The organism is Ectobacillus sp. JY-23 (assembly GCF_023022965.1).
Taxonomy (GTDB): Bacteria; Bacillota; Bacilli; order Bacillales; family Bacillaceae_G; genus Ectobacillus.
On record NZ_CP095462.1, the window covers coordinates 3,401,363 to 3,416,094 of the forward strand.

At 40.1% G+C, this 14,732-nt stretch carries 17 protein-coding genes; 10 read left to right on the forward strand and 7 right to left on the reverse strand.

Features of this window, described 5'->3' with window-relative positions:
• Positions 1–18: 18 nt before the first annotated feature.
• Both MUG87_RS17150 and MUG87_RS17155 read left to right on the forward strand, forming a co-directional pair.
• Entirely contained in the window at positions 19–1,062 is a 1,044-nt protein-coding gene (locus MUG87_RS17150) for an ABC transporter ATP-binding protein (RefSeq protein WP_247083790.1), read from the forward strand.
• Positions 1,055–1,990, forward strand: coding sequence for an ABC transporter ATP-binding protein (locus MUG87_RS17155; protein ID WP_247083791.1), 936 nt, complete (start codon positions 1,055–1,057; stop codon positions 1,988–1,990). Before MUG87_RS17150 ends, MUG87_RS17155 begins: the two co-directional genes overlap by 8 nt.
• A gap of 28 nt (positions 1,991–2,018) precedes the next feature.
• On the opposite strand, the gene MUG87_RS17160 is transcribed toward MUG87_RS17155, so the two are convergent.
• The gene (locus MUG87_RS17160; RefSeq protein WP_247083792.1) at positions 2,019–2,219 is read right to left on the reverse strand and encodes a hypothetical protein; all 201 of its coding nucleotides are present in this window, start codon (positions 2,217–2,219) and stop codon (positions 2,019–2,021) included.
• Between the two features lie 311 nt (positions 2,220–2,530).
• Here MUG87_RS17160 and spxA point away from each other — a divergent pair, with 311 nt between their 5' ends.
• Positions 2,531–2,926: a transcriptional regulator SpxA gene (spxA, locus tag MUG87_RS17165; RefSeq protein ID WP_124565400.1), complete on the forward strand. Its 396-nt coding sequence runs from the start codon at positions 2,531–2,533 to the stop codon at positions 2,924–2,926.
• Between the two features lie 93 nt (positions 2,927–3,019).
• Here spxA and MUG87_RS17170 read toward each other — a convergent pair whose 3' ends face one another.
• Positions 3,020–3,694, reverse strand: a complete 675-nt coding sequence (locus tag MUG87_RS17170) for a TerC family protein (protein WP_247083793.1) — start codon at positions 3,692–3,694, stop codon at positions 3,020–3,022.
• Between the two features lie 322 nt (positions 3,695–4,016).
• Here MUG87_RS17170 and mecA point away from each other — a divergent pair, with 322 nt between their 5' ends.
• The 4 genes from mecA (at position 4,017) to MUG87_RS17190 (ending at position 7,200) form a co-directional block, all read left to right on the forward strand.
• Positions 4,017–4,685, forward strand: a complete 669-nt coding sequence (gene mecA, locus MUG87_RS17175) for an adaptor protein MecA (protein ID WP_247083794.1) — start codon at positions 4,017–4,019, stop codon at positions 4,683–4,685.
• Positions 4,686–4,814: 129 nt separating this feature from the next.
• A complete protein-coding gene (gene cls / locus MUG87_RS17180; protein WP_247083795.1) occupies positions 4,815–6,341 on the forward strand; it encodes a cardiolipin synthase in 1,527 nt (508 codons plus the stop codon).
• Positions 6,342–6,437: 96 nt separating this feature from the next.
• A complete protein-coding gene (locus MUG87_RS17185) occupies positions 6,438–6,776 on the forward strand; it encodes a DUF4183 domain-containing protein (RefSeq protein ID WP_247083796.1) in 339 nt (112 codons plus the stop codon).
• A gap of 10 nt (positions 6,777–6,786) precedes the next feature.
• Positions 6,787–7,200, forward strand: coding sequence for a DUF4183 domain-containing protein (locus MUG87_RS17190; RefSeq protein WP_247083797.1), 414 nt, complete (start codon positions 6,787–6,789; stop codon positions 7,198–7,200).
• Here MUG87_RS17190 and MUG87_RS17195 read toward each other — a convergent pair whose 3' ends face one another.
• On the reverse strand, positions 7,201–7,599 hold the full coding sequence (locus tag MUG87_RS17195) for a DUF4183 domain-containing protein (RefSeq protein WP_247083798.1): 399 nt from the start codon (positions 7,597–7,599) through the stop codon (positions 7,201–7,203). It lies immediately after the preceding gene.
• A gap of 11 nt (positions 7,600–7,610) precedes the next feature.
• Positions 7,611–8,015: a hypothetical protein gene (locus MUG87_RS17200; protein ID WP_247083799.1), complete on the reverse strand. Its 405-nt coding sequence runs from the start codon at positions 8,013–8,015 to the stop codon at positions 7,611–7,613.
• Between the two features lie 144 nt (positions 8,016–8,159).
• On the opposite strand from MUG87_RS17200, the gene MUG87_RS17205 reads away from it, so the two are divergent.
• Entirely contained in the window at positions 8,160–9,344 is a 1,185-nt protein-coding gene (locus MUG87_RS17205) for a competence protein CoiA (RefSeq protein ID WP_247083800.1), read from the forward strand.
• 64 nt (positions 9,345–9,408) lie between these two features.
• Positions 9,409–11,232 (forward strand): oligoendopeptidase F, encoded by a 1,824-nt coding sequence (gene pepF / locus MUG87_RS17210; RefSeq protein WP_247083801.1) that lies wholly within the window; start codon positions 9,409–9,411, stop codon positions 11,230–11,232.
• A gap of 1,091 nt (positions 11,233–12,323) precedes the next feature.
• Here pepF and MUG87_RS17215 read toward each other — a convergent pair.
• The 3 genes from MUG87_RS17215 to MUG87_RS17225 form a co-directional block, all read right to left on the reverse strand.
• Entirely contained in the window at positions 12,324–13,169 is an 846-nt protein-coding gene (locus MUG87_RS17215; protein ID WP_247083803.1) for a DsbA family protein, read from the reverse strand.
• Complete coding sequence (locus tag MUG87_RS17220) at positions 13,162–13,566, reverse strand: globin domain-containing protein (RefSeq protein ID WP_247083804.1); 405 nt, start codon at positions 13,564–13,566, stop codon at positions 13,162–13,164. Before MUG87_RS17220 ends, MUG87_RS17215 begins: the two co-directional genes overlap by 8 nt.
• Before the next feature lie 89 nt (positions 13,567–13,655).
• Complete coding sequence (locus tag MUG87_RS17225) at positions 13,656–14,228, reverse strand: CYTH domain-containing protein (protein ID WP_247083805.1); 573 nt, start codon at positions 14,226–14,228, stop codon at positions 13,656–13,658.
• A gap of 131 nt (positions 14,229–14,359) precedes the next feature.
• Between MUG87_RS17225 and MUG87_RS17230 the strand changes: the two genes are divergently transcribed.
• Positions 14,360–14,728 (forward strand): UPF0738 family protein, encoded by a 369-nt coding sequence (locus MUG87_RS17230; RefSeq protein ID WP_247083806.1) that lies wholly within the window; start codon positions 14,360–14,362, stop codon positions 14,726–14,728.
• Positions 14,729–14,732 lie beyond the last annotated feature (4 nt).

The following is a 14,732-nucleotide window of genomic DNA, read 5'->3' on the forward strand; positions in this document are numbered from 1 at the left end:
TAGAAAGGAGAGAGTGGAATGGAAAAATTATTAGAAGTAAAAGATCTGCATGTCTCCTTTGATACGCATGCCGGCGAAGTATTCGCAGTACGCGGTGTCAGCTTTGACCTGAAAAAAGGAGAAACACTGGCAATTGTAGGAGAATCCGGTTCAGGTAAATCAGTAACATCTAAAGCGTTAATGGGGTTAATCCCTAACCCGCCGGGACGCATCAAGCAGGGTGAGATTTTGTTTGACGGTCGTGATTTGGCTAAGCTAAGTGAAAAAGAAATGCAACAAATTCGTGGTAAAGAAGTATCTATGATTTTCCAAGACCCAATGACATCCCTAAATCCAACGATGACAATTGGCAACCAGATCATGGAAGGTTTAATCAAGCATCAAAACATGAGCAAAGCAGATGCTCGTAAGGTAGCACTTGAGCTTCTTGACTTGGTAGGTATTCCAAATCCTGAAGCCCGCTTGAAGCAATATCCGCACCAATTCTCTGGCGGTATGAGACAGCGTGTTGTAATTGCGATTGCACTTGCATGTAATCCAAAGCTGTTAATTGCCGATGAGCCAACTACTGCACTTGATGTAACAATCCAAGCGCAAATCCTGGAGCTCATGAAGGATATTCAGCAAAAAACAGAAGCTGCTATCATTTTCATCACGCATGACCTTGGTGTAGTAGCAAACGTTGCTGACCGTGTTGCCGTTATGTATGCAGGAAAAATTGTAGAAATCGGTACGGTCGATGAGATTTTCTACAATCCAAAGCATCCATATACATGGGGTCTATTAGCTTCTATGCCAAGTCTTGATGGTAAAGACGAAGAACTATATGCAATTCCTGGTTCACCGCCAGACTTGATTAAGCCGCCAAAAGGTGATGCATTTGCTGCACGTAACCCACAGGCACTAAAGATTGATTTCGAAATGGAGCCGCCAATGTTCAAAGTGAGCGATACGCATTATGCAGCAACTTGGTTGCTTCATGAAGATGCGCCGCATGTTGCGCCTCCTGAAATTGTACAAAGCCGTATTCGTCAAATGAAGGAGGGGGAGCGTAATGTCTAACAATCGCGAAAAATTGATTGAAGTTAAGAACGTGAAGCAATACTTTAAAGTAGGCGGCGGCGTTGTCAAAGCAATTGACGATGTTACGTTTGATATCTACAAAGGTGAAACGTTTGGTCTTGTAGGGGAATCCGGCTCCGGTAAATCTACAACAGGCCGTACAATCATTCGTTTGTACGATGCAACAGCTGGTGAGGTATTATTTGATGGTGAAAATGTTCATGGCAAAAAATCTAAAGCAGCTTTGAAGAAGTTTAATCGTAAAATGCAAATGATCTTCCAAGATCCATATGCATCTTTGAATCCACGTATGACAGTTGCTGATATTATTGCAGAAGGCATTGATATTCACGGTCTTGCGAAAAATAAAGAAGATCGTATGCGCCGCGTTTACGAACTATTGGAAACAGTAGGTCTAAACCGTGAGCATGCGAGCCGTTATCCGCATGAGTTCTCCGGTGGTCAAAGACAGCGTATCGGTATTGCGCGTGCGTTAGCTGTTGAACCTGAGTTCATCATCGCTGACGAGCCAATCTCCGCATTGGACGTTTCTATCCAAGCGCAGGTTGTTAACCTATTGAAAAAATTGCAAAAAGAAAAGGGACTAACATATCTATTTATCGCCCACGATTTGTCTATGGTTAAATATATTAGTGATCGCATTGGTGTTATGTATCACGGTAAGATCGTTGAGTTGGCGACAAGTGAAGAGTTGTATGAACACCCAATTCACCCGTATACAAAATCGCTTCTTTCTGCGATTCCACTTCCGGATCCAGATTATGAGCGCAATCGTAAACGTATTGTATACGATCCTTCTCAGCACAACTACGGCGGAGAAGAGCCGATGATGCGTGAAGTTCGTCCTGGGCATTTTGTATTGTGCTCTGAAGCAGAATATAAGAGATATAAAGAGTTGTATCAATAAGAGAAAGCCACCAATTTTTGGTGGCTTTTTAATATGTTTTTTTCTTGTAAATGCCGTTTCCACCTACCATCTTCCAATTCGTTTGGACCGCTGTGCTTTTATTTACAAATTTCTTTTTATTCTTACTGCCAATTGCTTCGCCGATGCCGTTCGTTAAAATTCCAATCGTTGCTGTTAGTCCAATTACAAGAATTGCGACTACTATAAAGTCTATCATATAGGCAATCATTTTTATCCTCCTGTCTCATATACGTCTATTTATTATTGTAATTGAGTTAATTTGTAAATAGAAGGTTAATTTTTTTTAAAATATCGACATTTCACAACAATGTTTTTAAATATCTTACGTTTTGTACACATTTTGTATAAGTTTTTTCCTGTATTTTTAAAGAAATTAATATATATTTCTTGAATAACTTGTTGTATAATGGGTATTGAGTTACTTATTTAAAGTAATTGTAATTTGAAAATGAATTTCACTTAGGTGTTCATTACGTTAGAATGGCAATTCTATACTCGACAAAGGAGAGTGAGTGCATGATGGTAACGTTATATAGTTCGCCAAGTTGTACGTCTTGTAGGAAGGCAAAATCATGGTTGGAGGAAAACCATATTCCTTATACAGAGAGAAATATTTTTTCGGAGCCATTAAAGGTTGATGAAATTAAAGAAATTCTTCGTATGACAGAAAGCGGAACTGATGAAATCATTTCAACTCGTTCTAAAATTTTTCAAGAGCTTGATGTGCAAGTGGAATCTATGCCGCTTCAAGATTTATATAAGCTAATTCAAGATCACCCTGGCATTTTACGCCGTCCAATCATTATTGATGAAAAGCGTCTGCAAGTGGGATATAACGAAGATGAAATTCGTCGTTTCTTACCTCGTACTGTTCGTACATTCCAATTACGTGAAGCACAAAAGCTAGTCAATTAAATAGATATAAAAAAATCGGACATCATCTTGTCCGATTTTTTATATGATATGAGTTCTCTTTAAAAGGAAAAAAACCTTTTTTTTCGAATATGTTTATTGATGGGCCTTTTTCATTTTTATTTGATTCATTGTGTAACCTACTAATAGTACAAGAAGAACCATACCAATTGGTAATGCGTAGTCTATGATTGGATACTTTGCAAAAAAGCCTTCTAATCTTGGTTCATGTAGCATCATTGTGCCGGCAGTATATGCCAAAATGCCCGCACCGACATATACTAAAGCAGGAAATCTTTCCATAAGTGTCAAAATAATTTTGCTGCCCCATACAATAATAGGTACAGAGACTAATAATCCAAGTACAACTAGTATAATGTGTCCATTAGCCGCGCCAGCAATCGCTAAAATATTATCAAACCCCATGACAATGTCAGCGAAAACGATTGTACGGATGGCAGCACTAAGAGTCGCCCCTGCTTTAATATTAGATAAATCATCACCGTCATCTGTCAGCAAGTTATAGGCAATAAACAACAGCAATATACCTCCAACAAGCTGCAGGAATGGAATTTTTAGTAAGTATACAGCAACAATGGTAAGTAAAATACGAATTAGAATTGCTAATCCTGTTCCAATAAAAATGGCTTTATTACGCTGTTGAGCTGGCAGGTTACGGCTAGCTAGAGCTATAACAATGGCATTATCCCCGCCCAAGACAATATCAATACCGATAATGACCAATACGGACATCAGAAAATCTAGTTCCATAGTAATTTCCCCCGTTTATTCCTCTATATGCGTACGGATGAAAGGCGTCCGTGTGCAAGCATTGTAAGATTACAATTACTTTACTCACTATAAGATAATAGGTTGACCCTGTCAAGAATCGGAATCGTTCTAAGTTTGTCGAATAGGCAAATAATTGTTTTTCATAAAAGCAGTTATTTTATTTCCATTCTGCGTCTTGTTATCATAAAATGAGAGTACAAGATTTTTAGGTGATTTTCCCTAAACATGATATGATTTATGAGACACATTCTAGGAGGGGTCCCTTCATAGAACAACATAAGATAAGAAGGGAGAGACTGAAATGGAAATCGAAAGAGTAAATGAAAATACAGTCAAATTTTATATAACATATGTAGATATTGAAGAGCGCGGTTTTAGCCGGGATGAGATATGGCAAGATCGAGAGCGCAGTGAGCAATTGTTTTGGGAAATGATGGATGAAGCGCGTGACCAGGATGACTTTTTTGCTGATGGTCCGTTGTGGATTCAAGTGCAGGCTCTCGAAAAAGGAATTGAGGTCGTTGTAACAAGAGCACAGCTTTCTAAAGACGGGCAAAAGCTTGAGTTGCCGCTTTTAGATAAAATTATTGATATTCCATTGGATGAAAATTTAGAGGCCCTGTTTGATCAGCAGCTTGAAGAAGAAGATTTTTCTTATGTAAGTAAAGAGGGTATTTTAGAGTTTCTTGTTAAATTTGCAAGCTTTGAAGACGTTATTGCCCTAAGTCATCGAATGGAACTAGTAGATGTGAAAAATGAGCTGTATGTATTTGACGAACGATACTATTTATATGTAGAATTTGATGAAATGTTACATGATGAAGAGGAAATGGATACGATTTTAAGTATGATTTTGGAGTACGGAGAAGAGTCTGCCATGACCGTTCATCGCGTACAAGAGTACGGTAAACAAATTGTTGCGGAACAAGCGCTAGATACGATTCGTCAGCACTTTCCGCCGCTAAGTTAAACCGATTTCTATTTCTGGAAATCGGTTTTTTTATGTCAAAATACACGTGTTCTTTTTATAAAGCAACTTTTGTTTGTGATTTTCTTACTTATGTCATTTTGTGGCATAATAAAAACAGGGGGGAGTTTCGTGAAAAAAATTGTAAAGTTAATTTTTTTGTTTGTTATACTATTTGTCCTTTTTATTGTCGTTCAATATGGCGAAGCGCTGGATATATATATTGAAAATGTTTCTTTGTTTGGAATATTTAGCACTTTGTTTACAATCTCGGGTGTATTAATCGGTTTTGTTATTTTTCTTGAGAATAGACAACCGTCAAAAACCTTGACTTGGTTGATTGTATTAGGGATTTTCCCGGTTATTGGCTTTTTTGCGTACTTATTGTTTGGGCAAAACTTTCGTAGAAAGCGGATTTTTGCACGTAAAGGGCTATTAGATGAACAGGCGTTTTCTCGTTATAAGGAAAGTATGCAAGAGAGAGAAGAGTATCTTGAGTTACATGAAGAGCAAAGTGTATTGTTGCAGTTGGCGGAACGTATCGGAACTTCGCATGTATCCTTTCGTACAGAGACAAAAGTATTAACAAATGGTGGAGAAACATTTGCGGCTATTTTAGAAACGCTGGAACAAGCAAAGCATCATATACATATGGAGTACTATATTGTACGCCATGATGGAATTGGTACGCAAATTAAGGAGCTATTAATCAAAAAAGCAAAACAAGGCGTGCATGTGCGATTTTTATATGATGCAGTAGGAAGTTTTCGGCTTTCTAAAAAATATATTAAGGATATGACAGATGCAGGTGTTGAGATTGTCCCCTTTTTTCCTGTCCGTGTTCCTATTTTAAACGATAAGATTAATTACCGAAATCACCGGAAAATCATTGTTGTAGATGGAAATGAAGGTTTTATTGGTGGACTGAACATAGGTGATGAGTATCTAGGCAAGGATGAGTATTTTGGCTTTTGGCGTGATACGCACCTGTATCTGAAGGGAGAAGCGGTGCAAAGCTTGCAGCTTATTTTTCTGCAGGACTGGTTTTATATGACCGGAGAAACATTAGTAAATCCAATTTATATGGCAGCAGAGCGTTTGCCAAGAAAGGATGGGGGTGTGCAGTTAATCGCGGGCGGGCCGGATAATAAGTGGGAAACAATTAAACACTTGTATTTTGCGATGATTACGTCAGCAAAAGAATCGATTTGGCTGGCCACTCCTTATTTCATTCCTGATGATGATATTTTATCAGCGCTTAAAATTGCAGCATTAGCAGGTCTAGATGTTAGGCTTTTAATGCCTGCAAAGCCGGATAAGCGAACTGTATTTTATGCTTCTCGTTCCTACTTTCCCGAGTTGCTTGAAGCAGGTGTACGCATATATGAATATGAACAAGGGTTTTTGCATAGCAAAATTGTGATTGTGGACAAAAGCATTGCTTCTATCGGCACGGCAAACATGGATATGCGCAGTTTTCACTTAAATTTTGAAGTAAATGCTTTCTTGTATGGTACAGATAGTGTTCAAAAACTTGTCACAGACTTTGAAACAGATTTAACGGTTTCTCGGGATATTCATATCGCTCGTTTTCAAAATAGGCGATTTGTCATGCGCATTGTTGAATCGGCATACCGCTTGCTTTCTCCATTATTATAGGTGAACAGGCACTATCTTCTCCAAAGTGAGTATTTTGTTTATAGTTATAATCTGTTGGTTTGCATGTAACGATAAAATGCAGAGGGAGGCATAACAATGGAACGACATAGAAATTGTTTCACTCCTCCGCCTTTTTTACCTGCACGTGCGGTAGCTGATTGTGTAGTTAAGGTAAAATCTCCAGCTCGCGCGGAAACCATGGGTTATTACACCTACTCAGATGGGCAAAAAAGGGTATATACAGATTGTGATGGGGTAACAGAGCAACGTATTTATGATCCTAGAGAAGTATCGTATCTGAATGTATTTATTAACGGGGTATTACAGCCCGCTTGTAATTATCGCGTTGAAAAAGGTAGATTACTATTGTGCACAGAGGATATTCCAGTTAGAGGTGTTCCAATTATTTTGCAGTTTGTGAAAATTTTAAAATAGGGGGATTGACATGCCACCTAGATTGGTTAAGTTATTTGTGCAAGCGAACAGTACGTTTCAAGGAAATGCAACAGCAAACACAACCACTACTGTAACACCTGTTGCTGCAAGGTATGTTGCTATTGTAGATGCAGGAATGATTACAACGGGTGAAACAAATATTCCGGTTGCAAGTTTTGAGGATGACGCAGGTAATCCAGCAACCGTATTGCCTGTTCCTGGGACAAATGTATTTGTTAACGTATATGTGAACGGTGTGTTACAGCAAGGCAGCTTAACGGTACTTACAACGACGAATGTGCGTATTGGTGCTGAAGTTTTGGTTGGGGTTCCTGTTGTCATTGAAAGTGTCCAAACGACAGCAACTTCTACATCTACGATTAATACGGGCAGCTTAGTTATTGATACCACAGTGGAAACATAACTAGGATGTAATATCGGTTGTTACAGTGAAATTATTAGAGGCGGTTGAATTGGAAGCAACGTTAGAAAGATCAACAACCTCAATAGCAATGGAGGAAAGTGCTGATAATGTGCTTGCTATCGTTAGGCCTGTTGTTGCCAAAATGACGCTTCCTGCAGGCTGAAGGTTTCCGTTTATATATACATTATAGTATCCAGACACAGGGGGAGATGGCAGTGTTGAAATAGTATTGCCATTATCGTTCCTGAAGTTGCTGGCACCGATTGTAAAAGAGCCTAACGATAGAGTAACAGAGGCAAAAAATCGTTGTACGCTGGGGATAATCGTTGTTGTTGTCGCTACTGTAATAGTCCCCTGAATTGTACTTGTTGCGATAGCATTCAATTTTTTAAGTCCCATATATTCACTCCTTACGTGTAAATATCTGTTTGTATGGATAAAGAATTTTGTATGGAAGAAGACGACACGCCTGTAAATGTGTAAACAATAAGTGAAACCGGCACGGCAATTAACGATAAGGACGTACCTGTTATCGTCAGACGAATCGATGTTAATGATATACGACCAGCTGGCTGCAGTTCGCCACCTACAAACACGTTCATGTATCCATTCGCCGGAACGCTTGGTAAGCCTCCACTTGGGAGAGAGGTGCCACTATCTGTTTGAAAGCTAGGAGCATTAATATTCGTCGTGCCGATACTCAAAAGAACATTTGCGAAGAAGCGCTGTACTGTTATTGAAAGTACGGAGGAGGTTGTGGCGGGAAGTGTTCCTTCTACGTGGCTTGCTGCCTTGAGTCGAGGGGTTTGAAGCAACGTCATTCACTCCTTTCCATAAGCATGTACTAGTATATGCTCGTCATCTTCAACCTGTTAGTACGGACAGGCTGAATATTTTTTATTGTCAAGGAGGATAAATAAAGATTGTGTCGAAAGGAAAGCAAAAAGGAGTGTGATAACGTGTTTGTCGCAATAGATGCGCAGAAACGAACCTACAACGTGCTGCACGCTACTAGTAAAGCGCAGCTCCGGATTTTACGGAAGCAAACGACTTTTTTCTGTCCAGTATGCAATGAACCTGTACATCTAAAGATAGGTAGCCAAAATCAACCCCACTTTGCTCATATTCGTACAAGCAATTGTCCAGAATTCGAGAGAGAGTCAGCTTATCATTTGAAAGGAAAAGAAAAGCTCTATCAATGGTTGCATAGGCAAAAATTTGATGTGGAAATAGAACGATATATACCGAGTATTGCGCAGCGTCCGGACTTAATAGCTTCCAACCGAGATATTAGCATTGCAATTGAGTATCAATGTTCAAGGATATCTCGTGAGTTGCTGTTAAAGCGTACAATGTCGTATTGGCGGCAAGGCATTCGAGTCATATGGATTTGGGGCGGCAGTCAAATGAAACGCCGAGGCTCCCATTGGTTATATCTATCAGATATGCAAGCTTTGTCTGTGCAACAAACTGGTCTTCTCTACTTCTGTCCAGAAGCAATGATCATACTGCAGTGCACCCCTCTTATCCCATTTTCATCCGCTACAGCTTTCTCACATATCATTCCCCATTCATTACGAACTGCCCAATTCTCGCATATTATTTCACAGCAGTGCTTAAGTATAAAAACTTTGCAACACGAATGGAATCGTAAAAAGACAATATGGCGTCAGAATAGTCTTTACCTAAAGCATCCACAATCACCCTTTTTGAAATATCTCTACAATAAAGGAATTTCTCCTGGTTGTTTTCCTCCTGAGGCTTTAATCCCTTTACCTTCGCTTATTACATTTCATACAGCACCCATATTGTGGCAAACGCACATTTTATTAGAAGAGCTAGGATGTTTCTCAACAGGAGATACGTTTGCTGCACCCTATATATACAATCGTCTGATGAAAATGGTGAAGATAAGACGGTTGCCATATTTATCACCTGCTTTGCCGAAGAAGGCTTTGTTGGAGTATTTTCAATTTCTTTGTGGAACTGGTATGTTGGCGCAGCAAGATATTTATACGTACCAGAAGCTTAGAGAGCCGCTGCTCCCTTTTGGAGAAACGGAAGCATACGTGATGGATAAAGAAGTTATACAACATACCGCTGCTTTGTTTCCTACAACATCACTAGAAGAAAATAGGATATAATAGAAGCGTCTGGCAGGAATAAGACGAAGAAAATCGAATGGTAAGAAAAAAGGAGGGATTTATTATGTCAGAGCAAAAAACAGTAAATAAATTGCCGCGTCGTGAGGAACTGGACAAGGCATACATGTGGAAGCTTGAAGATATTTTCGCATCTGATCAAGAATGGGAAAAAGAGTTTGAACAAGTAAAAGGATTGCTGCCGAAGCTTGTTGATTTTAAAGGAAAGCTTGGCGAATCCTCTCAGCAATTGCTTGAAATGCTTCAGTATCAAGATGAGGTATCGCTTCGTCTCGGTAAGTTATATACATACGCACATATGCGATACGATCAAGACACAACGAATTCTTTTTACCAAGCTTTAAATGATCGGGCAACAAATTTGTATACGGAGCTTTCTAGCAGCACAGCATACATTGTGCCGGAGATTTTAGCTGTACCGGAGGAAAAGCTACAGGCATTTTTAACAGAGAATAAAGACTTAGCTCTGTATGCACATTCTTTAGAAGAAATTAACCGTCAGCGTCCACATGTATTGTCTGAGAATGAGGAAGCAATTTTAGCGCAAGCATCTGACGCGCTACGCACTGCGAGCAATACGTTTGGAATGTTAAACAATGCGGACTTGAAGTTTCCGGAAATTACGGATGAAAACGGTGAAGAGGTAGAGGTGACGCATGGGCGCTATATTCGCTTTTTAGAAAGCGAAGACCAGCGTGTACGTCATGATGCGTTTAAAGCCGTATACGATACGTATGGTCAGTATAGAAATACATTGGCCAGCACACTGAGTGGCGCTGTGAAGCGTAATAACTTTTATGCGCGTGTCCGCAAGTATGATTCTGCTAGACAAGCAGCTCTTGCGAACAATAGTATTCCGGAAAGTGTGTACGACCAATTAGTCGGCACAGTAAATGATAATTTGCACCTGTTGCATCGTTATATTGACATTCGTAAACGTGCGCTTGGTGTAGATGAGCTGCATATGTATGATTTGTACACGCCGCTTGTTAAGGAAGTCAAGATGGAAGTGTCATATGAAGAAGCACAAGAATTATTATTGAAGTCTCTTGCTGTGTTAGGAGACGAGTATGTGGAAATTTTGAAGCAAGCATACGCAGATGGCTGGGTAGATGTGTATGAAAACAAGGGCAAGCGCAGCGGTGCCTATTCCTCAGGTGCATATGGTACAAATCCGTACATTTTAATGAACTGGCATGACAATGTAAACAACCTGTTCACATTAGCGCATGAGTTCGGTCATTCTGTACACAGCTATTACACAAGAAAGCATCAACCGTATGTGTATGGAGACTATTCTATTTTCGTCGCAGAAGTTGCATCTACATGCAATGAAGCGTTGTTAAACGATTACTTGCTTAAGACGACAGACGATAAGAAAAAACGTTTGTACTTGTTAAATCATTATTTAGAAGGATTCCGTGGTACAGTGTTCCGTCAAACAATGTTTGCTGAGTTTGAACACCTCATTCATATGAAGGCGCAAGAAGGCGAGGCGTTAACACCTGACTTATTAACGGAACTATACTACGATCTTAATAAGAAGTACTTTGGAAACAACCTTGTCATTGATGAGGAAATCGGTCTGGAGTGGTCGCGTATTCCGCATTTCTACTACAATTACTATGTGTATCAATACGCAACGGGCTTCAGTGCGGCAACTGCGCTATCTAAGCAGATTTTAGAAGAGGGCGAGCCTGCGGTGAAACGCTACATTGATAACTTCTTAAAAGCGGGTAGCTCTGATTACCCAATCGAAGTGTTGAAAAAAGCCGGTGTAGATATGACATCTTCTAAGCCAATAGAAGAAGCACTTCAAGTGTTCGCTGAAAAATTAGATGAGCTAGAGCGATTGTTGTTTGAAGAATAAAAACTTGCGCTGCGGCGCAAGTTTTTTTTGTACCGAGAACCTCAGCCCTATGGAGCTGAGCGAGCCGCATCCGCTTTTCTTGATGTCCAGCTCCAGCGGCAAGCTCCGCCGGTCTGAGAACCTCGCCCCATAAAGGCAAAAAGCGCCTTTTTGTGTCGAGAACCTTAGCCCTATGGAGCTGAGCGAGCCGCATCCGCTTTTCTTGATGTCCAGCTCCAGCGGCAAGCTCCGCCGGTCTGAGAACCTCGCCCCATAAAGGCAAAAAGCGCCTTTTTGTGTCGAGAACCTTAGCCCTATGGAGCTAAGCGAGCCGCATCCGCTTTTCTTGATGTCCAGCTCCAGCGGCAAGCTCCGCCGGTCTGAGAACCTCGCCCCATAAAGGCAAAAAGCGCCTTTTTGTGTCGAGAACCTTAGCCCTATGGAGCTAAGCGAGCCGCATCCGCTTTTCTTGATGTCCAGCTCCAGCGGCAAGCTCCGCCGGTCTGAGAACCTCGCCCCATAAAGGCAAAAAGCGCCTTTTTGTGTCGAGAACCTCAGCCCTATGGAGCTGAGCGAGCCGCATCCGCTTTTCTTATTCTATCTAAATCCTTTAAATCGGTTGCGGTCAGTCCAAAAACTGACTACTGCTACAATAGCTATAAAAAGAAGCGGGACAGACAAAATTAGAGGCACAATTTCGAGTAGAGACAATATGTAAATGATAAATACGATGGTAATGATTGTTATACTAGTAAAGATTTTTATTTTCATAGCGCTTTCACTCCCTGTTCGTTTCTTAGAAATAGTGTATTCAAAAATGAAAGCGTTTAGAATGTGACATTTTTGTGAAATAGCAAAAATACAGGTTGTCATCTGACGTCGAATCTTGTAATATAATAAGCGTGAACGAATTCACAAACAAACATATACCCCTTTGTTTGAACGTGAAAATTTCTCCCATCCCCTTTAAATTTTTATAAGCCGTAAGAAAAAGACCCGGTGCTTTGCACCGGGTCTTTTTCTGTATAAGCTGTATGTCCTGTCTTGCAACAATATTTAAATGATTCTCTCAGTCAGCAAAAAAATGGTTTTATAGAGAAAAAAGCATGTTATTATACATGCTTCCAATAAATACCTCTTTCTGTCGGAATCTGTCGTACGATTCTCTTTAAAATTAATTTTTTAAGTTCACATTCTGTTTGTGCTAAAGATAAGTCATAAATAATAGCCAACTCTTTTGTAGATAAAAATTCGTATTCTCCGATAAGATCTTCCATTGGGGGTAAAGCTTGCGGTACTAGTTGCTCGTTTATAATTTCTTGTAAAACTTGTACATAAATATCATACGTGTACAGACCTGAGACTTTAATGCCATCTTCGTGAGCATTCGTATGGAGAAAAACAAGCGAAGGAACTTCTGTGATTTGCATTTCGTTTGCAAACTTTAAATCGCATTGAAAGGCCTTGCGAACACGGTCAGCATGGAGGTCTTCTGCAAATTCAGCTACATCAATTCCACTGTCCTCCGCGCATGCAAGCATGGTATTAAAATCAGGGGTACCTTCGCGTAAAAAGAGGCGTTCCTGCAGCTTGCGTAAAAATCGCAACCCGGCTTTTCGTCCTTGCATTTCCGCAGCCTTAATAGCCAGCGAAGGCATGTAAGGTGAGGTGTCTCCGCGATGCATGTCAGTTTTTCCGTTGCAAGAAAACGCGTATAAGCTAGTTGTTTTTTCCCATACAAAGCGTGCATTTGTTAAACGATTTGCACTATGTGCTGTTCCGGCCGCTTTTCCTGTCAGTACACGACGAACTGTAAAATAATGACCGTATTCATGGATAAGTCTAATTAAAAAAGGGTCCATTATTCTACAATCGTGACAGAGTGGGTCTGTAAACAGATACACTTCCACCGGTTTATGAGAATGAAAGAAAATCGGCATCGCATCCGAATTAATCATAGTCCTCACTCATTTCATCCGGAGAGTTTGTCATATGCTCTGCAGTGAGCCGTAAGCGATCCCATATAAAGTCTCTGAGTGGTCCTTCAATACCTCGATCATCCAAGGCACGGTGCATACAAGACAGCCATGCATCTCTTCGTTTCGGTGTAATTGTAAAAGGCAAGTGACGCGCACGCAGCATCGGATGTCCATGTTCGCTTGTATATAGCGGAGGACCGCCAAAGTACTGTGTTAAAAACTGCTTTTGCTTTCGAGCGGTTTCTGTTAGATCGCTCGGGAAAATGGGGATGAGATCAGGATGCTGACTCACGTACGAATAAAATGTATCAACGAGCGCTTCTATCTCTTTTGCGCCGCCAAGAGCTTCATATGGTGATTGTGGATTTTGATTCATACTTTGCCTGCTCCTTTTACCGTAAATATAAGTGTATTGTAGCAAGTGTGCTTTATATAGAGCAAATAAACCGTTTTGCTTCTGTTAGTTTAGTCAGCATTTTGTTGTTTGGCAAGAAAAAAGCGTTGCACTTTATTTTGTGTAGAACGCATCGGAATATTGTATGAACGAAGTAAGGAAAGAAAATCCTTCTTTTTTTCTTCGTCTGTAACTTCATATTCTAATTCATAATCATTGTGGTCAAAGTAGAAGCTATGGTCAAAGACAAGCAGACCGTCTTGATAATGTATTTCGGCACGCTCTGTGGACAGGCATCCATAATATGTGAGGGTGCGTGGGATACCCAGATTTTCAAGCTGAATTGCAATGGGGCCGTCTGGAATCACACCCGTTTGAATAATTTGTTTTGCTTCTGCTTTTGTAAGGGATTGGTGTGTTTCTAGTAACCCAATTTGGGCGGGTTGCTTCAGCGTAAGCGTATAGGTATTGTTTTTCTCTCGAATACGAAGCGCAGAGCCTTCATTGCGTAAAGAAAAGTCAGGGGTTTCAAAATAATGATTGATTTGTGTGGTAAACGTTTTGATATGGAATGCATCGCATAATGTCTGAAATTCCTCTTTTGTAACCATATTTTTAAACTCGATTTCAATTTCTTGTCTCATGATAAGCCTCCTTCATTCATCTAGATGCTATTATCCCTTTTTCTAAAATTTGATTCAATGTTTTCTTGTTCTGCCATGTGTTGTGTTACAATAAGATTGATTATGAATGGCGTTATTGGAGGCGTTTGGAGATGAGAAAGAAAATTATGATTGAGAGCGCAGAGCGAACGGAGCGTGCTCTTATTTTTTATGCAAAGCCTGTAGATATACAGGTAGATGAGTTAAAAGCAAAACAGCATATGCTTGTTGATTCTGATGAATTGGCGTTTTTATATATTCTAGAAGGTGAAGACTATGTATATGTAAGCATTCCGCATACAGTGTGGTCTTCTTGTAAAGATTTGAACGAACATATAAAAGTTGTTACCTTGGTCAACAATGTGGAAATCGAATTGGAAGGATTACATGAAGAGTTGGCGTATTTAATAGCAAACATAGAAGGAAATGCAAATTATGGAGAGGAACTTGTGAACAAGGTAGAACAGATTTTTTTGGCATGATGGG